This window comes from Pannonibacter phragmitetus DSM 14782, assembly GCF_000382365.1.
Classification (GTDB): Bacteria; Pseudomonadota; Alphaproteobacteria; order Rhizobiales; family Stappiaceae; genus Pannonibacter; species Pannonibacter phragmitetus.
In genome coordinates this window covers 104,937-129,154 of record NZ_KB908227.1, presented here as the reverse complement: position 1 = coordinate 129,154, position 24,218 = coordinate 104,937, and the positions used below count along the sequence as shown (strand labels likewise).

Annotated in this window: 18 protein-coding genes; 11 read left to right on the top strand and 7 right to left on the bottom strand. The window is 62.1% G+C overall.

The window, feature by feature from the left end; translation table 11 throughout:
• The 3 genes from H163_RS0116665 to H163_RS0116655 all read right to left on the bottom strand — a co-directional run.
• On the bottom strand, nt 1-233 hold a 233-nt coding region (locus H163_RS0116665), incomplete at its 3' end, for a hypothetical protein (RefSeq protein WP_019965748.1).
• Between the two features lie 193 nt (nt 234-426).
• On the bottom strand, nt 427-2,184 hold the full coding sequence (locus H163_RS0116660) for a hypothetical protein (RefSeq protein ID WP_019965747.1): 1,758 nt from the start codon (nt 2,182-2,184) through the stop codon (nt 427-429).
• Nucleotides 2,185-2,447: 263 nt separating this feature from the next.
• Nucleotides 2,448-6,158: a vitamin B12-dependent ribonucleotide reductase gene (locus tag H163_RS0116655; RefSeq protein WP_019965746.1), complete on the bottom strand. Its 3,711-nt coding sequence runs from the start codon at nt 6,156-6,158 to the stop codon at nt 2,448-2,450.
• 689 nt (nt 6,159-6,847) lie between these two features.
• Between H163_RS0116655 and H163_RS23055 the strand changes: the two genes are divergently transcribed.
• Nucleotides 6,848-7,591 (top strand): response regulator, encoded by a 744-nt coding sequence (locus tag H163_RS23055; RefSeq protein WP_115336580.1) that lies wholly within the window; start codon nt 6,848-6,850, stop codon nt 7,589-7,591.
• A gap of 178 nt (nt 7,592-7,769) precedes the next feature.
• A complete protein-coding gene (locus tag H163_RS0116645; RefSeq protein ID WP_019965744.1) occupies nt 7,770-8,156 on the top strand; it encodes an NADH:ubiquinone oxidoreductase subunit NDUFA12 in 387 nt (128 codons plus the stop codon).
• Nucleotides 8,157-8,606: 450 nt separating this feature from the next.
• Here H163_RS0116645 and H163_RS0116640 read toward each other — a convergent pair whose 3' ends face one another.
• On the bottom strand, nt 8,607-9,326 hold the full coding sequence (locus tag H163_RS0116640; protein WP_019965743.1) for an alpha/beta hydrolase: 720 nt from the start codon (nt 9,324-9,326) through the stop codon (nt 8,607-8,609).
• A 317-nt stretch (nt 9,327-9,643) separates the two neighbouring features.
• Here H163_RS0116640 and H163_RS0116635 point away from each other — a divergent pair, with 317 nt between their 5' ends.
• From H163_RS0116635 to tenA, 9 genes are all read left to right on the top strand, one after another.
• Entirely contained in the window at nt 9,644-10,813 is a 1,170-nt protein-coding gene (locus H163_RS0116635) for a cysteine desulfurase family protein (protein ID WP_019965742.1), read from the top strand.
• 156 nt (nt 10,814-10,969) lie between these two features.
• Nucleotides 10,970-12,442: a Fe-S cluster assembly protein SufB gene (gene sufB / locus H163_RS0116630; protein ID WP_019965741.1), complete on the top strand. Its 1,473-nt coding sequence runs from the start codon at nt 10,970-10,972 to the stop codon at nt 12,440-12,442.
• A gap of 78 nt (nt 12,443-12,520) precedes the next feature.
• Nucleotides 12,521-12,862, top strand: a complete 342-nt coding sequence (locus tag H163_RS0116625; RefSeq protein ID WP_019965740.1) for a GIY-YIG nuclease family protein — start codon at nt 12,521-12,523, stop codon at nt 12,860-12,862.
• 471 nt (nt 12,863-13,333) lie between these two features.
• The gene (sufC, locus tag H163_RS0116620) at nt 13,334-14,089 is read left to right on the top strand and encodes a Fe-S cluster assembly ATPase SufC (protein WP_019965739.1); all 756 of its coding nucleotides are present in this window, start codon (nt 13,334-13,336) and stop codon (nt 14,087-14,089) included.
• Between the two features lie 16 nt (nt 14,090-14,105).
• On the top strand, nt 14,106-15,413 hold the full coding sequence (sufD, locus tag H163_RS0116615; protein WP_019965738.1) for a Fe-S cluster assembly protein SufD: 1,308 nt from the start codon (nt 14,106-14,108) through the stop codon (nt 15,411-15,413).
• A gap of 26 nt (nt 15,414-15,439) precedes the next feature.
• A complete protein-coding gene (locus tag H163_RS0116610) occupies nt 15,440-16,696 on the top strand; it encodes a cysteine desulfurase (protein ID WP_019965737.1) in 1,257 nt (418 codons plus the stop codon).
• Nucleotides 16,697-16,706: 10 nt separating this feature from the next.
• Complete coding sequence (locus H163_RS0116605; protein ID WP_019965736.1) at nt 16,707-17,093, top strand: SUF system Fe-S cluster assembly protein; 387 nt, start codon at nt 16,707-16,709, stop codon at nt 17,091-17,093.
• A gap of 103 nt (nt 17,094-17,196) precedes the next feature.
• Nucleotides 17,197-17,574, top strand: coding sequence for a HesB/IscA family protein (locus tag H163_RS0116600; RefSeq protein WP_019965735.1), 378 nt, complete (start codon nt 17,197-17,199; stop codon nt 17,572-17,574).
• A 48-nt stretch (nt 17,575-17,622) separates the two neighbouring features.
• Nucleotides 17,623-18,285 carry a thiaminase II gene (tenA, locus tag H163_RS0116595; protein WP_019965734.1) on the top strand — a complete coding sequence of 221 codons (663 nt, stop codon included), beginning with the start codon at nt 17,623-17,625 and terminating at the stop codon, nt 18,283-18,285.
• Between the two features lie 25 nt (nt 18,286-18,310).
• Here the strand turns inward: tenA and H163_RS0116590 are convergent, their stop codons facing one another.
• From H163_RS0116590 to parE, 3 genes are all read right to left on the bottom strand, one after another.
• A complete protein-coding gene (locus H163_RS0116590; RefSeq protein WP_019965733.1) occupies nt 18,311-19,378 on the bottom strand; it encodes a GGDEF domain-containing protein in 1,068 nt (355 codons plus the stop codon).
• Between the two features lie 273 nt (nt 19,379-19,651).
• Nucleotides 19,652-21,262, bottom strand: a complete 1,611-nt coding sequence (locus H163_RS0116585; protein WP_019965732.1) for a DEAD/DEAH box helicase — start codon at nt 21,260-21,262, stop codon at nt 19,652-19,654.
• Nucleotides 21,263-21,512: 250 nt separating this feature from the next.
• Complete coding sequence (gene parE / locus H163_RS0116580) at nt 21,513-23,636, bottom strand: DNA topoisomerase IV subunit B (RefSeq protein WP_026355959.1); 2,124 nt, start codon at nt 23,634-23,636, stop codon at nt 21,513-21,515.
• Nucleotides 23,637-24,218 lie beyond the last annotated feature (582 nt).

The window sequence follows — 24,218 nt, the reverse complement described above, 5'->3', positions numbered from 1 at the left end:
CGCTCCAATGCCTTGACCCGGTCCCGGTCGTTGACGGCCTGCGCCTCTGGCCCCGCTCGTCGGCCAGCCTCCTCCCGGCACCAGCGGCGCAGCGTCTCGCTCGTGCAGCCGATCTTGCCAGCAATCGAGGTCAGCGCCGCCCACTCCGACGGGTAATCCCCACGATGCTCCGCCACCATCCGCACGGCACGGTCGCGAAACTCACCCGAAAACTTGTTCCTTGTAGCGCTCATCTCAGCTCCTTCTCACAAATAGGAGCCTCCTGGAAAGCCAGGACGGTTCAAACCGCGTCAGCCGTCCATGTGCCCCCATCGCCCTCAACTTCATCGGAGTATCAGCACAACAACAATGCCGGAAACGAACTCAAAACTGGATAGAGCCTTGGGGCAATGTCATTGTTGAACGGCGCATTGTTGATGAACTGCCTTAGAGTTGGAGCAGTCTGCGTAATTCGGAATTGAGGTGAGCGAACCCCTCGATGATGCCATCTAACACGTGGTCCAAAGCTCGGCCATAGCCCTGGTTTAAACCAGCCGTGTCGAACCCAAGTGCTTCCAGGCGGGTCAGCACGCCACCTGAATCATGTGCATCTGCTATTCGTAGATCGTTATTGACAAACAGTGCCGCGAGGGCCGGATTGCGATCTGTGAGGTCATTGGGTTGGGGATCCGAACCGAACGCATCTACCTGCTCGCCGTCGGAATTCAGTCTTTCTAGGACGTTGCACAATGCCTGCATCAACTTAAGGCTCCCCAGGTCCTTGAGGTCCTTACGTGTGTGACCAGCCTGCACGAGCAGGTTCCGCAGGAGCCCATTGGGTATCCGCTGCCAGAGTTCATGGATGCTCTTGCACCTGGAGAGGAATGCCTGCTCTGTCATGGACAGGGGGGCCACCTGGGCTAGACGTGAGAGTTCTGGATAGTGCAGCCAGCCGTTCTTCCCGAGTTCTACACGGCATAGCCCAACAACCTCCTCCGAAGTCGCTTGGATATCCAAAACGCCGCAAAGGGCTGACAGACTATTTCCCAGTTCAAGTAGTTGAGCCACGAACCTGTCGATCTTGGTGACAATGTGTTCCTCGGCAAGATCGAATCCAGTAACCTGTGATGGATCCAATGCGAATGCATGCGCGTGGACGATCTCGCGATCGGGCTTGGGCTTGTAAAGCTCTCTCATCGGAACTCTGATAAGATTACGGCCAACCCGTACGCAATCTGTGAAGCTCCACTGACCAAGGTAAGATGGGCTGCAATGCCAATGTCCATAGACGTTGACTGGCCTTGTATCAAATAAGCTGCTCTGCTCGTACCGCTCAAGAAACCTATCGTCCAAATAGACAGGATCCAAGCGTACCAAGGCGTTCGCTTTTTTGTGTGTCATAGGCTCTTTTGCGCCGGGCCAAATCAATCCATTGGCGGTCTGCTCGGGGCACAGTTCGGGCGTAACAGCATCCACTGAGGCCCAAACCTGGATGAGTAAACCGCCATCGAATTCCCGAAGGTCTAGCCGATACCATCCACCTTCAGGTGCAAGTTCGACATGGGTTTGACCTGCCATCAGCGATCGCACTTCAGAACAGTCGGGTAGCAAGGCTTCGTAGAAGAAGACCCTGACGCCGTGCGCACCCTGCATCCAAAGGTACCGTCTCAGATACTCGTTGGACATAGTCCACTGAACACTTCTCTGCGCCGAGTAGTAGTACTGGGTCGAGATTTCTCCCTCCGCGATCGCGAACTCGGGCAAGGACAGATCATCGTAAATGATCCGCTGCTGTGCGCCTCCCAGAGTTCGAGACGACAAACCCAGTGCCATCCATACTTTTTCCGCCAGGGTGTAGCTGTAGAAAGAGCCGTTTCCCCAGGACGCGACGATGTATTCATGACCCGATACTGAAGGTGTGAACTCCGTCAGCCCACCCCGATTTTCTATGTCGGGCACTGAGAAGGCAACGACACCATTGGCGGCTTCATCAAGGACACCTAAAGAGGGGAGTGCTTCCTCAGGCACGGCAGCCATGATCATGTGAACGTATTCGCGGTTGGGCCCGTATTGATCCTTATCCCAACGTGTCGCCACCTCGACCTTTAGCGCAGGGTTGTCTCCGATTGGTTCCAGGAGTGCCCGGAGTCTAGTGGGCAGTGCGGCCGTAGGAATTGGGAACTCTTCCAGATAATCGATCAGCATTTCACTACTTCCGATGCCATCAACTTGAGCCTGCTGTTTAACGAGCGCCAATTCTTGAGCTTAGTCCACATCGCGAGCCCAAGCTTATGTATCCGGCAGATTTTTAAATCGAGCCGTTGCCTTCAAGCGGTGCCGTTCTAGGCATGTACAGAACCCGCCTATCGTCTCCGATGGGCGGGTTCTTTCGTTTCCGGGCCGTTTGAGTCGCCTATTGGCCTAAATTGGCCATCCTACGTGACGCGGGACAGAACCCCATTCACCCCTCAGCTGCACCCGCTCGTGGAGCCACAGGTGTCGCATTTCAGGCAGGTGCCGTTGCGGACCATGGTGAAGTTGCCGCATTCGGAGCAGCTTTCGCCTTCGTAGCCTTTCATCCGGGCCTGGGCGATGCGCTCGGCGGCGGAGGAGGGGGCGGCTGTTGGGGCCGGGGCGGTTTCGAGTTTGACGGCCAGTTCCGTGTTGCCCGAGCGGGCAAAGGCGGTGGCGACGGCAGAAGTCTGGGCGATGGGGGCGCTCACGGTGCCCTTCACGGCCGGAGCTGTGCCATGCGCTGCGCTTTGACCGGCGAGCGAGCCGGCCGGTTCGCCGCTGGCGGAGACGAGGCGGAAGCGCTCGGTCTGGCCGCGCACGAGGCCGTGGGAGACGACGCCCTGTTCGCCGCGCCCTTCGCTGGCGCCCGCGCTGATGCCGGTGTTGCCGATGGCTTCCGGCGGCACGTGCGCAAGGTCATGACGGCCGAGGTAAGAGACGGCGAGCTCGCGGAAGATATAGTCGAGGATCGACGTAGCGTTCTTGATCGCCTCGTTGCCCTGCACCATGCCCGCCGGTTCAAAGCGGGTGAAGGTGAAGGCGTCGACATATTCCTCCAGCGGCACGCCATATTGCAGGCCGAGCGAGATGGCGATGGCGAAGTTGTTCATCAGCGAGCGGAAGGCGGCGCCTTCCTTGTGCATATCGATGAAGATCTCGCCGAGACGGCCATCCTGATACTCGCCGGTGGTGAGATATACCTTGTGGCCGCCGACGCGGGCCTTCTGGGTGTAGCCCTTGCGGCGGTCCGGCATCTTCTCGCGGGCACGGACGGTGCGCTCGATGATCCGCTCGACGATGCGCTCGGCGATGACTTCGGCCTTGGCAGCGGCGGGCTTGGCGGCAATCGCCTCGGCGGCCTCTTCCGCGTCCTCGTCCTCATCGGCGATGAGCTGCGAGTTCAGCGGCTGGGACAGCTTGGAGCCGTCGCGGTAGAGCGCATTGGCCTTCAGCGCCAGCCGCCAGGACAGCATGTAGGCTTCCTTGCAGTCGTCAACCGTCGCCTCGTTCGGCATGTTGATCGTCTTGGAAATGGCGCCGGAGATGAAGGGCTGGGCGGCGGCCATCATGCGGATGTGGCTTTCCACCGAAAGGTAGCGCTTGCCGGTCTTGCCGCAGGGGTTGGCGCAGTCGAAGACCGGGTAATGCTCCTTCTTCAGGAAGGGCGCGCCTTCCAGCGTCATGGCGCCGCAGACGTGGACGTTGGCAGCCTCGATCTCGGCCCTGGAGAAGCCGAGGAACGGCAGCAGCTCGAAGGCCGGGTCGTTCATCTGCTCAGCCGTGACGCCAAGGGCAGCCAGCTGTTCATCGCCCAGCGTCCAGCGGTTGAAGACGAACTTGATGTCGAAGGCCGACTTCAGCGAGCCCTTGAGCTTGGCAAGGCTCTCCTCGGTGAAGCCCTTGGCCTTGAGGCTGGACGGATTGACGCCGGGCGCCTGATCCAGCGAGCCATGGCCGACGGCAAAAGCCTCGATCTCGGCGATCTCGCTCGGCTTGTAGCCCAGCACTTCGAGGGCCTCGGGCACGGCGCGGTTGATGATCTTGAAATAGCCGCCGCCGGCCAGCTTCTTGAACTTCACCAGCGCGAAGTCGGGCTCGATGCCGGTGGTGTCGCAGTCCATCACCAGGCCGATGGTGCCGGTGGGGGCAATGACGGAGACCTGCGCATTGCGGTAGCCGTGCTTTTCGCCCAGCTCCAGCGCCCGGTCCCAGGCCAGCTTCGACCGCTCGATCAGCACCTTGTCGGGGCAGGAGGCATGGTCCAGCGGCACCGGATTGGTGGACAGCGCCTCGTAGCCCGCTGCCTCGCCATGGGCGGCGCGGCGGTGGTTGCGGATGACGCGCAGCATGTGGGCAGCGTTATCGCCATAGCCCGGGAAGGCGCCCAGCTCACCGGCCATTTCGGCGGAGGTGGCATAGGACACGCCGGTCATGATGGCTGACAGGGCACCGCAAAGGGCGCGGCCCGCATCGCTGTCATAGGGAATGCCGGAGGTCATCAGCAGGCCGCCGATGTTGGCATAGCCAAGGCCGAGGGTACGGAAGCGGTAGGACAGCTCGGCGATTTCCTTGGAGGGGAACTGCGCCATCAGCACGGAGATTTCCAGCACCACGGTCCACAGGCGCACCGCATGCTCATAGGCGTCCACGTCGAAGGAGCGGTCTTCGCGGCGGAACTGCATCAGGTTCAGGGACGCCAGATTGCAGGCCGTGTCGTCCAGGAACATGTATTCCGAGCAGGGGTTGGAGGCGCGGATCTCGCCCGAGGCCGGGCAGGTGTGCCAGTCGTTGATGGTGGTGTGATACTGGATGCCGGGATCGGCCGAGGCCCAGGCGGCGTAGCCGATCTGCTCCCACAGCTCGCGCGCCTTCAGCGTCTTCATCACCTTGCCGTCCTTGCGGGCGGTCAGGTCCCAGGTGCCGTCATCCGTCACGGCCTTCAGGAAGCCGTCGGTCACACGCACGGAGTTGTTGGAGTTCTGGCCGGCAACGGTCAGATAGGCTTCCGAATCCCAGTCGGTGTTGTAGGCGGGGAATTCGACGGAGGTGTAGCCCTGGCGGGCGAACTGGATGACGCGGCGGATGTAGTTTTCCGGCACCATCATCTTCTTGGCCGCGCGTATTTCGCGCTTCAGGGCCGGGTTCTTGGCCGGGTCGAAGCAATCGCCATTGTCCGCCTCGCAGTTGACGCAGGCCTTCATGATGGCGGTCAGGTGCTTCTGGCAGATCTTCGAGCCGGTGACGAGGGCGGCCACCTTCTGCTCTTCCTTGACCTTCCAGTTGATGTAGTCCTCGATGTCCGGATGGTCCACATCCACGACCACCATCTTGGCGGCACGGCGGGTGGTGCCGCCGGACTTGATGGCGCCCGCAGCCCGGTCGCCGATCTTCAGGAAGCTCATCAGGCCGGAGGAGCGGCCGCCGCCGGACAGCTTCTCGCCTTCACCGCGCAGGCGCGAGAAGTTGGAGCCGGTGCCCGAGCCGTATTTGAACAGGCGCGCCTCCCGCACCCACAGGTCCATGATGCCGTTCTCGTTGACGAGATCGTCCTCGACGGACTGGATGAAGCAGGCGTGCGGCTGCGGGTGCTCATAGGCGGTGGCGGACTTCACCAGCTCGCCGGTCTGGAAATCGACATAGAAGTGACCCTGGCTGGGGCCGTCGATGCCATAGGCCCAGTGCAGGCCGGTGTTGAACCACTGCGGACTGTTCGGCGCCACCTTCTGGGTCGCCAGCATGAAACGCAGCTCGTCGTAGAAGGCCTGGGCATCGGCCTCGCCGTCGAAATAGCCGCCCTTCCAGCCCCAGTAGGTCCAGGTGCCGGCCAGACGGTCGAAGACCTGGCGTGCGTCGGTCTCGGAGCCGAAGCGCTCGCCCTCGGGCAGGGCTTCGAGAGCGGCCATGTCGGCCTCGCGGCGCCACAGCCAGGAGGGAACGGTGTTCTCTTCCACCGGCTTCAGGCGGGCCGGAACGCCGGCCTTGCGGAAATACTTCTGGGCGAGAATGTCGGAGGCGACCTGCGAGAACTGGGCCGGAACCTGAATGTCCGCGAGACGGAACACGACGGAGCCATCCGGATTGCGGATCTCGCTCGTGGTCGTGGTGAAGTCGATCTCAGCGTAAGGGGACTGTCCATCCTTGGTGTAACGCCGTTCAATCCGCATTCCCATGCCCCCTTCAACGTGCCGGCCCGGCAGGCGATCCGCCTTGCGTCAGGCCGCAAAAATCCGTTGCCCGGGCGCAGACGCATCCCGGACGTTCATAGTGCCGCTACTCTGTCAATCGAGGCCCGGTTCAGAGCCGGGCTCACTCTTTCAGTGAGGAATTCCTGATCCTGCCACCCTGGTGGCCTGCCACTGGTGTTTCCGCATGCGGACGGCCAGAGGCCGGGTGCCGCGATGTCCAGGCTGCCAGCGCGGCGGAAGCGGCGCGCGGGAGGCCGCTGCCGCTGGTCCGTGATGCTGCCGGAAGCCGGTTCTACTGGGCGGAAACAGACGCCTGCCTGCCCGCCGGAACACTCATCGTGACGTTCCGGACATTAGTGTGAATCATCGGTTACCGTCAAGTTTGGGAGACTATCGCTTGTGTGCAAAAGTTGCCCGGCAATCTAAATCTAGTAGCTCTTGTGGAAATCGGGGAGAGCGGGGGAAACCCGTGATTTGACGCAGGTCATTGCAATTCTGCATCAGGCCGGAGCGCGCCCGCAGGGAGCTTGTGATGATGCCAGCAATGCCTGCCATGTTGCTGATTGATGGTGACAATTTGACGAAAAGGCCGCAACCGCATTTCAAGCGGGCTTAAGCGCGGCATGCGAGAAGAGGAGCGGTTCATCTCCGGCAGGGGCCCTGATTTCATGTCCAACCATCATGCGGCCTATGGCCTGACCTTCGAGGAACTCGACGTGGTTGTCGTCGAGGATTCAAGGCAGATGCAGACCATTCTTCGTTCGATACTTTTAAGTTTCAAGGTGGAACGGGTGCGCGTGTTCGATACGGTGGATGCGGCACTGGAATCCATGCTCACCGAGCCGCCCAATCTCATTCTTTCCGACTGGCGTATGGAACCGGCGACGGGCTACCAGATGTTGCGGCTGATCCGGCACAAGAACATGGCACCGCTCTGTTTTGTGCCGCTGCTGTTCGTCACCGCCCATGGCACGCGGGCCTTTGTGGAAAAGGCTTTCCGGGCCGGGGCGCATCATCTCCTGGCCAAACCCGTTTCGCCCTCAATGATCCACGCCCGGCTGAATTGGCTGCTCAGTGATGCCAGGGAGATGATCCCTGACAAGAACGGCTTCTATTCTATTGAAGGTGTTGGACTTTTGCTGCAGCAGCAGGCGGGCAAGATGAAGACGCTGGATGGTGCGCGCGCCTATCACCAGCGGGCGACCCGCCGCTATCAGGAGGTGAAGGAGACGGTGGAGCACGTCTTCAACGAGGACGGCTCGACCGCCGCAGCGGCGCTTGATTCGCAGGCCGGCCGCATGGCGGCCGTTGCCCGGACCGCCCAGAAGCCGGTGCAGAAACCAAAGACGGACGAGCCGAAGCCTCCGGTGCCGGGGCCCAGATTTGCCGCGCTGCGCAAGGCTTTGAGCTAGATCCGGTGCGAGGCGGCGGTTTTATGTTCCGGCGCTGCGGCGAAGCGGCGCAAAATGCCGCAGCCGTGTGGACGGGCCGGAGAATTCCAGCTACATGTTGCCGCAACATCGGGCTGCATTGGCAGCCAGTCCTTTTCGGGGGCGGCAGTTGGTCCGCCCGATTCGGAGCAGACAGCGGATGAAGACCCTTCTCCTGCAAATCTTCACCTGGTGGAACGGCCAGACCATGGGCACCCGGTTCTTCACCTGGCGCAAGGGCGAACTCGTTGGCAAGGACGAGTTCGGCAACACCTATTACAAGGAGCGGGGCGGCAAGAAGCGCTGGGTCATCTATAATGGCCTTGCCGAAGCCTCGATGATCCCTCCGGGCTGGCATGGCTGGATGCATCACCGCGTCGATACGCCGCCGACGGAAGAGAACTATCACGCCAAGTCCTGGCAGGCGCCGCATCATGGCAACCGCACGGGCACGCCGGATGCTTACCGTCCCAAGGGCTCGATCCTGACCCCGGAAAAGCGCCCGGAAGTGACCGGCGACTATCAGGCCTGGACGCCTGGCCAGTAATTGGGCCAGCAACTGGGCCAGTAAGCCGCGCAGTGCTGCCTGAATTCGAAGAACCCGCTGGTGTGATCCGGCGGGTTTTTTGTTGTGCGCGCGGAGGTGCTGAGTTCGCCCGGACAGACGGCGCATGCCTCTGCGGCCACCCCGGGTAGCTGCCAAAGCGCTTCACCTTGTCATCCCCGCGCATGCGGGGATCAAGTATCCCCGGTCTTTGCCGTCATCTCCGCCGGGGTTACTAGATCCCGGTCTTGCCGCTGTGCGGCAAACCGGGATGACGGCGGAGGGGAGACGTGCACCTGACGGGTCCAGACCCGGAAGCCGGGACGGCGTGGACGATGCAGAGGCTACGCAAAAATGGAAGGAACGCTGCATCCCCCATAACAAAAACCCGCCAGATTGCTCTGACGGGTTTCGATACGCCGTGAACGCCTTTCGCCGGACAAATGACGGGGATTACTCCTCGTCTTCGTCCAGATCTTCGGCAAATTCCTCGCCCGCGTCCGCGGGAGGCGGCGGCAGGACGGGGAGGGCGTCAACGCCGAGGCGCTTGTCGAGATAGGTGCCGCAGCGCAGCATCAGTTCCTCGACACTGTTCTCGAAGAAGTGGTTCGCGCCGGGAATTGTCTCGTGATCGATGACGATGCCCTTCTGCGTCTTCAGCTTGTCGACGAGGTTCTGCACGTCCTTTTGCGGCACGACCTTGTCATTGTCGCCATGGATGAGCAGACCGGACGACGGGCAGGGGGCGAGGAAGGAGAAGTCGAAAAGGTTCGCCGGAGGGGCGACCGAGATGAAGCCTTCCACTTCCGGACGGCGCATCAGAAGCTGCATGCCGATCCAGGCGCCGAAGGAGAAGCCGGCGATCCAGCAGCCGCGCGCATCGGGATGAACCGTCTGCACCCAGTCAAGCGCGGCAGCGGCATCCGAAAGCTCGCCCTGGCCGTGGTCGAAGGAACCCTGCGACCGGCCGACGCCACGGAAGTTGAAGCGCAGCACGGCAAAACCACGCTGAGCGAACATGTAATACAGCTGGTAGACGACCTGATTGTTCATCGTCCCGCCGAACTGCGGATGCGGATGCAGCACCAGTGCGATGGGCGCGTTCCGCTTTTTGGCGGGATGGAAACGGCCTTCCAGACGTCCGGCAGGGCCGTTGAAAATCACCTCGGGCATGAAGCGCGATGTCCTTTTCTCGCTTTCCGGGCCTTCTGGTCCGGAAAAAATGAGGAATTTGTACGTGGAATCCCTGAGCAGGAAACTTGACTCTGAGGTTCCGAGTTTCTAAAAGCTTCTTTAGAATGCTTCAAATTCGAATGCAGCCGCGTGAAGCGTGCCGGTTCGAATTCGGGCGCTTGGCGCACTTATCATCATGTGGGCGGGGAATTTCAAGTTTTCCGTTGACTTGACTTGAAAAAGAGGCGCTACCGGCCTTGTCCGAACGCCAGCAGGCGAGGAGGGCACACCAGGCTGAATGGAGTTGGAACCGGGCCATGAACGGCGGAACCGAGCGGCTTTATCTGGATCACAATGCGAGCGCGCCTCTGCGCCCGCAGGCGCTTGCGCGCATGGTCGAGGTGCTGGGCGTCACGGGCAACCCGTCTTCGGTGCATGGGGAAGGGCGCAAGCTGCGCGGCGTCGTCGAGGATGCGCGCGAGGCGCTGGCCGCCATGTGCGGCGTCAAGGCCCGCTCCGTCATCTTCACCAGCGGTGCGACGGAAGCCAACGTGCTGGCCCTCAGCCCGCGCTGGCAGGGCAATGACGGTCCGGTCTATCTGGACCGGCTGCTGATGTCCGCCGTTGAGCACCCGAGCGTGCGCGCGGGCGGACGCTTTGCTGCGCGCGAGATTTCCCATATCGCCACCGGTGAAAACGGCGTGCTGCGGCTTGATCATCTGGACGAGCTGCTGGCCGCTGGTGGTCCGGCGCTTGTGTCGGTGATGGCGGCGAACAATGAAACGGGCGTCATTCAGCCGCTCGCCGAAATCGGTGCCCGGGTGAAGGCCGCTGGCGGCATCTTCCATGTGGATGGCGTGCAGTTCGGCGGCCGTCTGCCGGTGGATATTGCCGCATGGCAGGCTGATGCGGTGAGCCTGTCGGCCCACAAGATGGGCGGCCCGCAGGGCATCGGCGCACTTGTGCTGCGCACATCTGCGCTGGCACCTGCGCCTCTGCTGATTGGTGGCGGGCAGGAGCAGCACCGGCGTGCGGGCACGGAAAATGCCGCCGCCATTGCTGCTTTCGGTGCCATTGCGCGCGATGGCTCCACAATGCTTGAGGAATTTGCAAGTCTCGCAAGGCTTCAGGGGCTTCTCGAAAAGGGTTTGCGCCTTATATCTGGTTCAACGGTGGTGTTTGGCGCGGATGCGCCCCGCCTTGCGAACACGACGTGTTTTGCCGTTCCGGGCGTTCCGTCCGAAATGGCGCTTATGGCTCTGGACCTCAACGGCATCGCCCTTTCCTCCGGCTCGGCTTGCTCCTCGGGCAAGGTCGGCGCGTCGCACGTGCTCACCGCCATGGGCGTTGATGAGGATCTGGGACGCTGTGCGCTGCGGGTCAGTCTTGGCTGGACGACGCAGGAAGCGGATATCACCCGCTTCCTGGAGGTCTGGTCGAAGGTGGCAGCCACGCTCAACCCTTCGGCAACCGGCAAGGCAGCCTGAAGATACGGCTTTGAAATTGCCCCGAACGGGGCCTGAAACCGCCTGCGGCCAGTTTTGTGCCTGCTGGCTGAACCTGAGATGACCTTGCCGCCGTAGAACGGGGGCAGGGAAGATGGTCCGCCCCGGATCTGAGGGCGGCGGAATGGAGACAAAGACATGCCCGCTGTGCAGGAAACGATCGACCGGGTCAAAGCGATTGACGTCGACCAGTACAAATATGGCTTCGTCACCGACATCGAGTCGGAAACGGCGGCAAAGGGCCTTTCCGAGGAAACCGTGCGCTTCCTTTCGGCCAAGAAGAACGAGCCGGAGTGGATGACCGAGTGGCGCCTCGATGCACTGCGCCGCTTCCAGACCATGGAAGAGCCCACGTGGGCCCGTGTCAGCTATCCGCCGATTGACCTGCAGGAGCTTTATTACTGGTCCGCGCCCAAGTCCGTCGAAGGGCCCACGAGCCTTGACGAGGTGGACCCGGAGCTGCTGCGGACCTACGAGAAGCTGGGCATTCCGCTGCGCGAGCAGGAAATCCTTGCTGGCGTCGAGCCGAAGAACCGCGTCGCCGTGGATGCCGTGTTCGACAGCGTGTCCGTTGTCACGACCTTCAAGGACGAGCTGAAGAAGGCGGGCGTCATCTTCTGTTCCATCTCCGAAGCCCTGCGCGAGTACCCGGACCTCGTCCGCAAGTATCTCGGCTCCGTGGTTCCGGTGACGGACAACTACTATGCGACGCTGAACTCGGCGGTCTTCTCCGACGGCTCCTTCGTCTATGTGCCGGAGGGCGTGCGCTGCCCGATGGAACTGTCCACCTACTTCCGTATCAACGAGAAGAACACCGGCCAGTTCGAGCGCACGCTGATCATTGCCGACAAGGGCGCCTATGTGTCCTATCTGGAAGGCTGCACCGCGCCGCAGCGCGACGAGAACCAGCTGCATGCGGCTGTCGTCGAGCTGATCGCGCTCGATGATGCGGAGATCAAGTATTCCACCGTCCAGAACTGGTTCCCCGGCGACAAGGACGGCAAGGGCGGCATCTACAATTTCGTCACCAAGCGTGGCGACTGCCGTGGCAGGAACTCCAAGATCTCCTGGACGCAGGTGGAAACCGGCTCGGCCATCACCTGGAAGTATCCGTCCTGCATCCTGCGCGGCGACAATTCGCGCGGCGAGTTCTACTCGATCGCCGTTTCGAACGGCTATCAGCAGGTCGACAGCGGCACCAAGATGATCCACCTCGGCAAGAACACGTCGAGCCGCATCATTTCCAAGGGCATTTCCGCCGGCAAGTCGCAGAACACTTACCGCGGCCTCGTCTCGGCGCACCGCAAGGCCTCGAACGCCCGCAACTTCACCCAGTGCGACAGCCTGCTGATCGGCCAGGACTGCGGCGCGCATACGGTGCCCTATATCGAGAGCAAGAACGCATCGGCCGTCTTCGAGCACGAGGCCACCACCTCGAAGATCTCTGACGACCAGATGTTCTACTGCCTCGCCCGTGGCCTGTCGGAAGAAGAGGCGGTCGCACTGATCGTCAACGGTTTCGTCAAGGACGTGATCCAGCAGCTGCCGATGGAATTCGCCGTCGAAGCCCAGAAACTGATCTCGATCAGCCTGGAAGGCAGCGTGGGGTAACGTAAGAGAGAAGCCGAACACCCACTGCGTCATCCTCGGGCTTGTCCCGAGGATCTGCGGCGGCAAAGGGAGGGCGTCATGGCAGGGTATGTCTACATGATGTCCGACAAGCCGCGAGGGGTGATCTACACCGGCGTGACCAGCGACCTGGAGAAGCGCATCTGGGAGCACCGGGAAGGAATAAGGAAGGGGTTCACGTCTCAGTACAAGGCCAAGAGCCTCGTCTGGTTTGAATGCCACCCCAATATCGTTCTGGCGATACAGCGGGAGAAGTCCCTGAAGCGTTATCTGCGCGAATGGAAAATCAGGCTGATTGAAGGACTGAACCCGACCTGGCTCGATCTGTACGAAAGAATGGGCGAAATCGAAAATGTCTATAACCCGCACGAAAATACGCAGATGTGGAATGACTACAATTAGCCGGAACTATCTTCGTGCTGAAGGCTCTGTAGATCCTCGGGACAAGCCCGAGGATGACGGATGCGGGAACTTTCGTGGGAGTGTTGAGGCATGAAACCCGGTGCCGTCATAGCTGCCGGACAGTTGATTTCGATCTGCCTGGAAGGGGGCGTCGGCTGATGACCGGGCTCTCCCTTCGTCATCCTCGGGCTTGTCCCGAGGATCTGCCAGACTGGATCAGCAGGTATGGGTTATGGGACGGGATCGGGAATGCCAAATCAAAACACGAGGACGTGGAATGACTGCAATCAGTCGGACCGGCCTTCGGGTGAAAACTGATGTAGACCCTCGGGACAAGCCCGGGGATGACGGAAGCAAGGCCTTGGCCAAACGTGATTGAACGCCGGATACAGGCAGATGCCCGCCATCCGGCTCCTGAGACTGATGACACACACCGGACCTTGAATCCGGACCGAAATGAGGACCATCTCAATGCTTGAGATCAAGAACCTGCACGCCCGCATCGCCGAAGACGGCACCGAGATTCTGCGCGGCATCGACCTGACCGTGAAGGCAGGCGAAATTCACGCCATCATGGGCCCGAACGGCTCCGGAAAGTCGACCCTGTCCTACATTCTGGCGGGCAAGGAAGACTATGAGGTCACCGAGGGCGAGATCCTGTTCAATGGTGAGAACCTCCTGGAGATGGAAGCCGACGAACGTGCGGCTGCCGGTGTGTTCCTTGCCTTCCAGTATCCGATCGAGATCCCCGGCGTTGCCACGATGGAGTTCCTGAAGACCGCCCTCAACGCACAGCGCAAGGCGCGCGGCGAGGCCGAGCTGTCGGTTCCGGACTTCCTGAAGCTGGTCAAGTCCAAGGCGGCTGACCTTAACGTCACCATGGACATGCTGAAGCGCCCGCTCAACGTCGGTTTCTCCGGCGGCGAGAAGAAGCGTTCGGAAATCCTGCAGATGGCGCTGCTGGAACCCAGCCTCTGCGTGCTGGATGAGACGGACTCCGGCCTCGACATCGACGCCCTGCGCATCGTTTCGGAAGGCGTCAACAAGCTGCGCTCGCCGGAGCGTTCGATGATCGTCATCACCCACTACCAGCGCCTGCTCGACCATATCGTGCCGGATGTCGTCCATGTTCTGTCCAAGGGCAAGATCGTCAAGACCGGCGGCAAGGAACTGGCGCTTGAGCTGGAGAAGAACGGCTACGCCGATTACGTCGGCGCGGCGGCCTGAGCCACGGGGAGTGACCATGACTGCGAACCTGCGTGTCGTCTCGACACAGGCCGAAACCGATCTTGAGGCGCATTTTGCTGCGCTCAAGGACGGTGGCGCCGATCTGATCAGCCTGCGGGAAGCCGCCTTCGCCCGGTTCCGGGCGACCGGCCTGCCGCACCGGCGGATCGAGGAGTGGAAGTACACGGACCTGCGCGCCTTCCTGAAGAGCTACGCTGCCCCGGCAGCCGCGGCTTCCCTGGAGGCGGTCAAGGCTGCTCTCGCAGACGCCGAGACCTATGCGGAGCTGGAGCGCCTGCGCATCGTGCTCGCCAATGGCCGTCTTGTGGCCGAAGTGTCCGATCTGGCGAAGCTGGAAGCGGCTGGCGTTGAGGTTTCAAACTTCAATGACGCTGTGAAAAATTCTGCGCAAGCCCTTCTTTCCAATCCGGAAATTTCCGGAGTTAATCCGGCACTTGAACTCAATACGGCGCTGCTGCAGGGCGGTGTGGTGCTGAAGGTCAAGGCGGGCACGGCCGTGGACCTGCCGGTCGAAATCGTGCATCTGGCGCTTGGCGGCGCGGTTTATGCCCGCGTGCGGACCGAATTGGGCAAGGGCGCGAGCCTGACCCTGCTGGAAAGCTTCGTCACCGCCGGTGAGGATGCCGTCGTCAACGCCGTCTCCGATCAGGTGCTGGCCGATGAAGCTGCGCTGACCGCAACCCGCCTGATCGTGGGCTCGGGCCGTGCGCCGCATATCTCCACCGCCTTCTCGCATCTTGGTGCAAAGGCAGAGCTGAAGACGCTCGGCTTCATCGCCGGGACCGACTTTGCCCGCAACCAGTCCTACGTCACCTTTGCCGGTGAGCATTCCACGGCCAAGCTCTATGGCGTGACCATGGTGCGCGGCCAGCAGCTGGGCGACCAGACGCTGGTGGTGGACCATGCGGTGCCGAACTGCGAGAGCCGGGAATTCTTCAAGACGGTGATCGACGCCGGTGCGAAGGGCGTCTATCAGGGCAAGATCATCGTGCGGCCGCACGCCCAGAAGACGGACGGCCAGATGATGACGCAGGCGCTGCTTCTGTCCGAAGATGCCGAGATGGCCAACAAGCCGGAACTGGAAATCTTCGCCGATGACGTGCAGTGCGCTCACGGTGCCACGAGCGGCCAGATCGATGAAGACCTGCTGTTCTACCTGCGCGCCCGCGGCATTCCGGAAGCGGAAGCCCGCACGCTGCTGGTGCTCGCCTTCCTGTCGGAAGCCATCGAGGAATTCGGCAGCGAGAGCGTGACCGAGCTGCTGGAGACCCGCGTGCGGGAGTGGCTGGCGATCGCCGGCTGATCCTTAGCTGCTGTTGATTGGAGAGAATGATGACCGCCAGCCAGACTGCTGCTGCCCCTGCCACCGGCTATGACGTTGCCGCCGTGCGCCGTGATTTCCCGATCCTGTCGCGGGAAGTCTACGGCAAGCCGCTCGTCTATCTGGACAACGGCGCTTCGGCGCAAAAGCCGCAGGCGGTCATCGATGCCATGGTGAAGGCCTATTCGCAGGAATACGCCAACGTGCACCGGGGCCTGCATTTCCTCTCCAACACCGCGACGGAGAATTACGAGGCCGCGCGCGAGACCGTGCGCCGCTTCCTCAATGCGGGATCCGTGGACGAGATCGTCTTCACCCGCTCCACGACCGAGGCCATCAATCTCGTGTCCTACGGCCTTGGCCCGGACACGTTCGGCCCGGGCGATGAGATCGTCCTGTCGATCATGGAGCACCACTCCAACATCGTGCCCTGGCACTTCCACCGCGAGCGCAACGGCGCGGTGCTGAAGTGGGTCTATGTACGCGAGGATGGCTCCTTCGATCTGGAGGCCTTTGAAGCTGCCCTCACGGAACGGACCAAGCTCGTCGCCATCACCCAGATGTCCAACGTGCTGGGCACCGTGGTTCCGGTGAAGGACGTCTGCCGCATCGCCCATGCGCGCGGCATCAAGGTGCTGGTGGATGGCAGTCAGGCTGCCGTGCATATGCCCGTCGATGTGCGCGACATGGACTGTGACTACTATGTGCTGACCGGCCACAAGGTCTATGGCCCGACCGGCATCGGCGTGCTCTATGGCAAGCCGGAGGCGCTGGAGCGGCTGCGCCCGTTCTGCGGCGGCGGTGAGATGATCGCCGATGTGACCGAGGAGATCGTCACCTATGCGAAGCCGCCGCACCGGTTTGAGGCAGGCACGCCGCCCATCGTGCAGGCGATCGGCCTTGCCGCTGCGCTCGACTACATGGATAGTCTCGGCCGCGAGAACATCGCCCGGCATGAGGCATCGCTGCTGGCCTATGCCACGGAGAAGCTGGCCGGTTTTAACTCCCTGCGCATCTTCGGCTCGGCGCCGGGCAAGGGCGCGATCATCTCCTTCGAGATGAAGGGTGCCCATGCGCATGATGTGGCCACCGTGCTGGACCGGGCAGGGGTCGCGGTGCGTGCCGGCACCCATTGCGCCCAGCCGCTGCTGGCCCGCTATGGCGTCACCTCCACTTGCCGTGCCAGCTTCGGCCTTTATAACACCTTCGAGGAAGTGGACGCCCTTGCGGCGGCCCTGCAGAAGGCGCAGGACTTCTTTGCCTGAGGATCGACCCATGAATGACAGTCCCGCTCACGTTTCCGCTGAGCCGGAAACCGCCGCCGGAAACACGGCCTCCGCCATTCCGGCCGAGGAACTGGCGCGGATGACCGATGACATCATCGCGGCGCTGAAGACCGTCTATGACCCGGAAATCCCCTGCGACATCTACGAGCTTGGCCTCATCTACAAGGTCGATATCGAGGATGACCGCTCGGTGAAGGTGGACATGACGCTGACCGCGCCGGGCTGCCCGGTGGCCGGGGAAATGCCGGGCTGGGTGGAGAACGCCATCAGCGCGGTGCCCGGCATCGGCGCCGTGGACGTCAGCATGGTGTTTGACCCGCCGTGGACGCCGGACCGCATGTCCGAGGAAGCCCGCGTCGCGCTCAACTGGTATTGAGCGCGGGCAGGGGAGGCAGCCGGTTGGAAAGCTGAGCGGAATCCCCATATAATACCCACCGGTTTATTTGAAGGGGGCATCTCCCCCGCAAAGGAACAAGCCCATGGCACTGGCCCGCAAGATGCAGATCATGAAGGTGAGCCCCGCCGCCGCAGAGCGCGTGCGCGAGCTGGTGGACGGCGCCGGTGAGCCCAAGGCCGGTCTGCGCATCAGCATCAAGAAGGGCGGCTGCGCAGGTATGGAATATGCCATGGCGCTGGTGGACGGCGTCCAGCCGGGCGATGATGTGATTGAAGCCGATGGCGCAAAGGTCTTCATCGATCCGTCTGCGGTGCTGTATCTGATCGGCAGCGAGATGGATTTCGAGACGACGAAGTTCCGCTCCGGCTTTGTCTTCCGCAATCCCAATGAAGTGTCTTCCTGCGGCTGCGGCGAATCCGTGTCGCTCAAGGCGGCCGATCCGGCTGCGCTTTCCGCCTGACACGTCTTTCGCCTGATACCTTCGCCAAGATCTTCAGAAGGCAGATCCATGAGTTTCTTTGCCCGCCTGCGCGAGGCCGCCGGTCCGGACTGGACGGCCTATGTCGAGCATTCCTTTGTCCGCCAGATGCAGGACGGCACGCTGCCGCAAGCCGCCTTCCGGCATTATCTGGTGCAGGACTATCTATTCCTCATCCAGTTTGCCCGGGCCTATGCGCTGGCCATCTACAAGAGCCCGACGCTCGGCGACATGCGCCACGCGCTTGCCGGGGTGAAGGCCATTCTCGACATGGAGATGGATCTTCATGTCGAGCTGTGCGCCGGCTGGGGGCTTTCGCGCGAGGATCTGGAAAAGGCGCGGGAAGAGCGCCAGACCATGGCCTACACCCGCTTCGTGCTGGACGCAGGCGGGCAGGGGGATCTGCTGGATCTTCTCGTCGCGCTGGCCCCTTGCGTGCTGGGCTATGCCGAGATCGGCGCAAGGCTCGCAAAGACTCCGTCCGGCTCAGACCCGCAGAACCCTTATGCCCGCTGGATCAGCGAATACGCCAGTGAAGCCTATCAGGACGTCGCCGCCGGCTTTGCCGCCTGGATGGACCGGCTCGCGGCAGATTATGAGACACCGGCACGCAAGAAGCGGCTGGAGCATCTGTTCCGGCAGGCAAGCGTTCTGGAGGCTGATTTCTGGCAGATGGGGCTGGATGGAGCGTAAACGGGGCGCTGTCCGCTGACGGGTGTCAGGCGACGCGGCTGCCGGTCTGATTGGCGGCCATCTCGTTGCTCTGCAGGCAGCGGACTGCATTGCGCCCGCTGTGCTTGGCGGCATAAAGCGCAGCATCGGCGCGGCCGATGATCATCTGGCTCGTATCGCCGCCTTCATAAAGGCTGACGCCGATCGACAGGGTCAGGCGGCCGAGATTTTCACCCGTCGAGCGCTTCACCAGTTCCTTGCCCATGACGGCCTTGCGGATCTGTTCGGCCACGTGCATGGCGTCGAGGATCTGCGCTTCCGGCAGGATAATGGCGAATTCTTCTCCGCCGTAGCGGCAGGCAATGTCCTGTCCCTTGATGCTCTGCTTCACGGCCAGAGCCACGAGCCGCAGCACCTGATCGCCCGTCTGATGGCCAAACCGGTCGTTGAAGCTCTTGAAGTGATCGATATCCGTCAGCAGCAGGGCGAAGCCTTCGCCGGTACGTGCGGCCAGCTCAATGGCCCGGTCAATGGCAAGGTCGAAATGCCGCCGGTTGCTGAGTGTGGTCAGCTCGTCGGTGAGGGACTCGTAGCGGATCGCTTCGAGGTTTTCCTTGAGCGTCCGGATCTGCCGGTTGGACTCGAGCAGCTGACTTTCGAGATTGCGGTTGGCTGCAATGGCGGCGTGGGTTGACTTGACCATGGCAGAGGTCAGGTCACGCAGCTTCTCGTCGTTCAGCGTCTCATGCAGCCGTTCCAGAACACCATCAAGGGCGCGTCCGAAGTCTGACGTGGCATCCGTGCTGATGCGGATGGCATCGACAAGGTCCTGCACCTCTTCGGCAACGCGCGTTCCAACCTCGTCTACCCGGTCACCAAGCCGGTTTGGAGACAGGAAGCGCGAGTAGATCCGCTGCAGATCGTCGGCTGAAATCGAGCCCTTCGTCGCGATCAGATCGTTGATCGCGCGGTTGAGCGCCTGGTTGAAACCGGCTGCATAGGTGTACCAGGTCTCGTAATTGCGCGGATGGGCGGGAATGACATTGCGCCGGATATATGAGAGCGCCGCTTCACCATAGGTGATGGTTCTCTTAAAGTCCTCCGCATCCGCCATCCTGGCCCCCCACCAAAAAAGAGCGCCACTTGCAAAGGGGCGCTTCGATATGGTGTAACACTAGTATTATGTAATTTAACGCTGGGTTAAATTACGCATAAATCTGCCGCAGGCGCTCTGCTGTCTACGGTATACAATGCTTGCCGTGCGGTCATGTACCGCAAGGCGTCAACACCAGAAATATTTGGTGCAGGCTGATTTTTGCAGCAAAACGCCGCCGCTCTGTTCAGGTACAGATCCGGCGGCGCTATTGTTTATATCCGGTCTTCCTGATCAGGATGCCTTCTTGGCACGCGGATCGCGGAGCAGGAAGGCGGGAATGTGATCACCGAGACCGATGACCGGCTGGTCATCATCCTGATGACGGCCACGGCGATTGTTGCCACCGTTGCGGTCGCGCTGCTGCGGCTGATTGCGGTTGCCGTCGCGGGGGTTCCGGTCGTTGCGCTCGCGGCCGGTGTCCTGCGGCTGTGCCTGCTGCGGGGCAATGCGCGGCTGCGGTGCATCTTCGGCCATCACGGCCGGTGCAGCATCCTGCACCTCGGCCGTCTCGCTCTTGCGCGGGCGGCGTGTCCGGGTGCGTGCGGGTGCCTTTGCCTCGGCAACCTCTGCGGCTTCCTCGCGCGGGCTTTCCTCCGGCGCAGCCTCCTGGGTGCGGCTGCTGCCACGGGTGCGGCGGGCAGGGCGTTCAGTCTTGGCGCCGCCGGAGCGGGCAGCCTTGCGGCGCTCCTTGCGCTCGGCAATGGCAGCTTCAAAGTCCAGCGGCTCGCCCAGCCAGTCGATGCTCTTGCCGATCACCTTCTCGATGGCGCCCAGATACTTCTGGTCGTCGCCGTCAACCAGCGTATAGGCAACGCCGAGGCGTCCGGCGCGGCCCGTGCGGCCAATGCGGTGAACATAGTCTTCCGCATGGATCGGCACGTCGAAATTGAACACGTGGCTCACGTCCGGAATGTCGAGACCACGGGCAGCCACATCGCTGGCGACGAGCAGCTTCAGGTTCCCCTTGCGGAAATTGTCCAGCATGGTCATGCGGGTGCGCTGGTCCATGTCGCCATGCAGCGCGCCGACATTGAAGCCATGCCGCTCCAGAGAGCGGAACAGGGTGGCCACGTCAACTTTGCGGTTGCAGAAGACGATGGCGTTCTGCAGATCTTCGGCCTGGGCGAGAAGATCGCGCAGGGTCTGGCGCTTCTCATAGTCTTCGCCGCCGGTCGCCACCAGATGCTGGGTGATGGTCGAGGACGTGGAAGAGCGTGTCGAAACTTCAACCTTGGCCGGGTTCTGCAGGAAGGTTTCCGTCAGGCGCTGGATTTCCGGCGGCATGGTGGCCGAGAAGAACAGGGTCTGGCGGGTGAAGGGGATCAGCTTGCAGATCCGCTCGATATCCGGGATGAAGCCCATGTCGAGCATGCGGTCGGCTTCGTCGATCACAAGGATCTCAACGCCCTGCAGCAGCAGTTTGCCGCGCTCGACGTGATCCAGCAGGCGGCCCGGGGTGGCGATCAGAACGTCGGCACCGCGGTCAATCTTCTTGTCCTGCTCGCCGAAAGAAACACCGCCGATCAGCAGGGCGACATTCAGCTTGTGGTTGACGCCATACCGCTCGAAATTCTCCTGAACCTGCGCTGCGAGTTCGCGCGTCGGCTCAAGGATCAGGGTGCGGGGCATGCGTGCACGGGCGCGGCCCTTTTCGAGAAGGGTGAGCATCGGCAGCGTGAAGGAAGCCGTCTTGCCGGTGCCTGTCTGGGCGATGCCCAGAACATCGCGCCGTTCCAGCACATGGGGAATGGCGCCCTTCTGGATGGCGGTCGGTTCGTTATAACCGGCAGCGGTAACTGCCTGGAGGACTTTCTCGCTGAGGCCGAGAGTGTCAAATGACATTGAGAACGGGATCCGATTCTGGGTCGCTGTAGCCGGCCGGCCCCAAGCCTTGCCCGGGTCCGGAATTGGCGCCACCCTACAGTTAAAGGCCCCCTTGTCAATGTTTTCCTGAGGTTTTGACCCTGAAACGGCCCTGTTAATGCTAACAGGGCGCCAGTTGGGAGCAAATCAGCAGGCACATGGGCGCCTGCCTCTCATCGCAAATGCAGCAGCTTGACTTCGCCGTCAGCTTGCAGCGGGTGCTTCACGCTCAGATGTCGAGGTCATGCGCGAATTCGGCGCGGTCCTGGATGAAGCGGAAGCGGGCTTCCGGCTTGTTGCCCATGAGCTGTTCGACGGTGTCGCTTGTGTCCGCCTCGTCGCCCGCCACCACCTGCACCTTCAGCAGGGTGCGCTTGGACGGATCCATGGTGGTTTCCTTCAGCTGTCCCGGCAGCATTTCGCCAAGACCCTTGAAGCGGCCGATTTCGACCTTGCTCTTGCCTTTGAAGACGGTGGCCATCAGCTCGTCCTTATGCTCGTCCGTGCGGGCATAGATGGTCTTGCCGCCCTGCGTCAGGCGGTAGAGCGGCGGCACGGCGAGGTAGAGGTGGCCGTTGTGGATCAACTCCGGCATCTCGCGGTAAAAGAAGGTGATCAGCAGCGAGGCAATGTGCGCACCATCCACGTCGGCGTCGGTCATGATGATGACCTTCTCATAGCGCAGGTCCGCGTCCTTGTAATGGGTGCGGGTGCCGCAGCCGAGCGCCTGGATCAGATCCGCCAGCTGCTGGTTGGCCACCAGCTTGTCGCGCCCGGCATTGGCAACGTTCAGGATCTTGCCGCGCAGGGGCAGCACGGCCTGATTGTTGCGGTTGCGGGCCTGTTTGGCGGAGCCGCCGGCCGAGTCACCCTCGACGATGAACAGCTCCGTGCCTTCCGACTGGTTGGCCGAACAATCCGCCAGCTTGCCCGGCAGGCGCAGCTTGCGCACGGCGGTCTTGCGGGCCACGTCCTTTTCCTGGCGGCGGCGCAGGCGTTCTTCTGCCCGGTCGATCACCCATTCCAGCAGCTTGTTGGCCTGGGTGGGGGAGGCGGTCAGCCAGTGGTCGAAGGCATCGCGCAGGGCATTTTCGGTGATGCGCGTTGCCTCGTTGGTGGCCAGCTTGTCCTTGGTCTGGCCGACAAACTCCGGCTCGCGGATAAACACCGACAGCATGCCGGCGGCCGAGGTCATGATGTCTTCCGAGGTGAGGATCGCGGCCTTCTTGTTGCCGACGAGATCCGCATAGGCCTTGAGCCCGCGCAGCAGCGCATAGCGCAGGCCCGCTTCATGCGTGCCGCCTTCCGGTGTCGTCACAGTGTTGCAGTAGGAGGACAGGAACCCGTCGCCCGCAAACCAGGTGACGGCCCATTCCACCGCGCCGTGCTTGCCGGGCTGGCCCAGCTTGCCGGCAAAGATGTCGTCGATGACCTTGCGCTCCTTGCCCAGCTTTTCGGAAAGGAAGTCCTTCAGGCCGCCGGGGAAGTGGAACACGGCTTCGGCCGGTGTCTTGTCCTTCTCGTCCAGAAGCGCCGGGTCGCAATGCCAGCGGATCTCGACGCCGCCGAACAGATAGGCCTTGGAGCGGGCCATGCGCAAAAGACGCGCCGGCTCGAACTTTGCTTCCTTGCCGAAGATCTGCCAGTCGGGCTTGAAACGCACCAGCGTGCCGCGCCGGTTCTGCACATCGCCGACGAGTTCCAGCGGCCCCACGGGCTTGCCGCGCTGGAAGACCTGACGGTAGAGCTTGCGCGCCCGCGCCACCTCGACCACCATTTCCTCCGACAGGGCATTCACCACCGACGAGCCCACGCCGTGCAGGCCGCCCGAGGCCTCGTAGACCTTGCTGTCGAACTTGCCGCCCGCATGCAGCGTCGTCATGATGATTTCGAGCGCGGACTTGTCCTTGAACTTGGGATGTGGATCGACCGGGATGCCGCGGCCATTGTCGGTGATGGTGATATAGCCATCGGCGCCAACGGCAACGTCGATCCAGGTGGCATGGCCTGCGACGGCCTCGTCCATCGAGTTGTCGATGATTTCGGCAAAGAGGTGATGCAGCGCCTTTTCATCGGTGCCGCCGATATACATGCCCGGACGGCGGCGCACCGGCTCAAGGCCTTCCAGCACCTCGATGTCGGCTGCCGTGTAATCTTCGCCCGAAGAAGATGCCGGGCTGCGCTGCGGGGCAGGGCGTGCCGGTTCGGCCGGGGCAGCCGGTGCCGTCTCTGCCTGCAGGGCGGACGGGACGGCTGCAAGGGCTGCCTTGCGGGCCGCCTTCGGGGCTGCCCGGGCTGCCGCACTTCCTGCCGCTGCTGCTGATCCTGCGAAGAGATCCTCGTCTGCGCTCATGCCGTTTCCATGTTCCATAGTCTGTGGGGCAGGCCCTTGCGTGTGACGCAAATGGCCGTGCCGTGTGTCCGGTTCCCGTTGCCGGAGCCCGATTCGCTGCTGCCCGATTCGGCGCGATTGTCTCAGCCGCCAGCCTGCGGCGAAAGGGGAAAGCCCCGGAACCGCGCGGATTTCCAACGAAACGGCGCTTTTGAACGGTCTGGACAACCGAATGTCAACCGCTTTCGTCCAGGGTATGTGCAAGGGCCGTCCGGCCCCGCGCCAGTCCCTGCCATGCAGCAGCAACAGACGCCGCGCAGCCGTGAATGGTTGCCCGGCTTGCTTTTTGGCAGGTGCTCTGGAGGCTGGAAGCGGCAGAAACCTTGAGCTTTGCAGGGCTCGGGGTGGTGGGAACGGCCAAAAAACAGACGCGAGTCTGTGGCGCCGCCGCAACAGTCAGACGCGATGTGATGCGCTATGACTTGTGGCGCCGGAATTGCCGCCGTTCAGCCACGATTGGGCTTCAACCCTTTATGGCATGGAAGGGCAGAATGATCTTCAGCAAATTGCCGCCGCCCCTTGGGGGAATGAGCGGCAGGCATG

What these genes read in the sequence shown, in the direction of transcription:
- H163_RS0116605 (WP_019965736.1), top strand. Translation starts at nt 16,707, where the DNA reads ATGAATGACAGTCCCGCTCACGTTTCCGCTGAGCCGGAAACCGCCGCC.
- sufC (WP_019965739.1), top strand. Translation starts at nt 13,334, where the DNA reads ATGCTTGAGATCAAGAACCTGCACGCCCGCATCGCCGAAGACGGCACC.
- H163_RS0116590 (WP_019965733.1), bottom strand. Translation starts at nt 19,378, where the DNA reads ATGGCGGATGCGGAGGACTTTAAGAGAACCATCACCTATGGTGAAGCG.
- H163_RS0116585 (WP_019965732.1), bottom strand. Translation starts at nt 21,262, where the DNA reads ATGTCATTTGACACTCTCGGCCTCAGCGAGAAAGTCCTCCAGGCAGTT.
- H163_RS0116600 (WP_019965735.1), top strand. Translation starts at nt 17,197, where the DNA reads ATGGCACTGGCCCGCAAGATGCAGATCATGAAGGTGAGCCCCGCCGCC.
- H163_RS0116640 (WP_019965743.1), bottom strand. Translation starts at nt 9,326, where the DNA reads ATGCCCGAGGTGATTTTCAACGGCCCTGCCGGACGTCTGGAAGGCCGT.
- tenA (WP_019965734.1), top strand. Translation starts at nt 17,623, where the DNA reads ATGAGTTTCTTTGCCCGCCTGCGCGAGGCCGCCGGTCCGGACTGGACG.
- H163_RS0116660 (WP_019965747.1), bottom strand. Translation starts at nt 2,184, where the DNA reads ATGCTGATCGATTATCTGGAAGAGTTCCCAATTCCTACGGCCGCACTG.
- sufD (WP_019965738.1), top strand. Translation starts at nt 14,106, where the DNA reads ATGACTGCGAACCTGCGTGTCGTCTCGACACAGGCCGAAACCGATCTT.
- sufB (WP_019965741.1), top strand. Translation starts at nt 10,970, where the DNA reads ATGCCCGCTGTGCAGGAAACGATCGACCGGGTCAAAGCGATTGACGTC.
- H163_RS0116645 (WP_019965744.1), top strand. Translation starts at nt 7,770, where the DNA reads ATGAAGACCCTTCTCCTGCAAATCTTCACCTGGTGGAACGGCCAGACC.
- H163_RS0116610 (WP_019965737.1), top strand. Translation starts at nt 15,440, where the DNA reads ATGATGACCGCCAGCCAGACTGCTGCTGCCCCTGCCACCGGCTATGAC.
- H163_RS0116655 (WP_019965746.1), bottom strand. Translation starts at nt 6,158, where the DNA reads ATGCGGATTGAACGGCGTTACACCAAGGATGGACAGTCCCCTTACGCT.
- H163_RS0116625 (WP_019965740.1), top strand. Translation starts at nt 12,521, where the DNA reads ATGGCAGGGTATGTCTACATGATGTCCGACAAGCCGCGAGGGGTGATC.
- H163_RS23055 (WP_115336580.1), top strand. Translation starts at nt 6,848, where the DNA reads ATGTCCAACCATCATGCGGCCTATGGCCTGACCTTCGAGGAACTCGAC.
- parE (WP_026355959.1), bottom strand. Translation starts at nt 23,636, where the DNA reads ATGAGCGCAGACGAGGATCTCTTCGCAGGATCAGCAGCAGCGGCAGGA.
- H163_RS0116635 (WP_019965742.1), top strand. Translation starts at nt 9,644, where the DNA reads ATGAACGGCGGAACCGAGCGGCTTTATCTGGATCACAATGCGAGCGCG.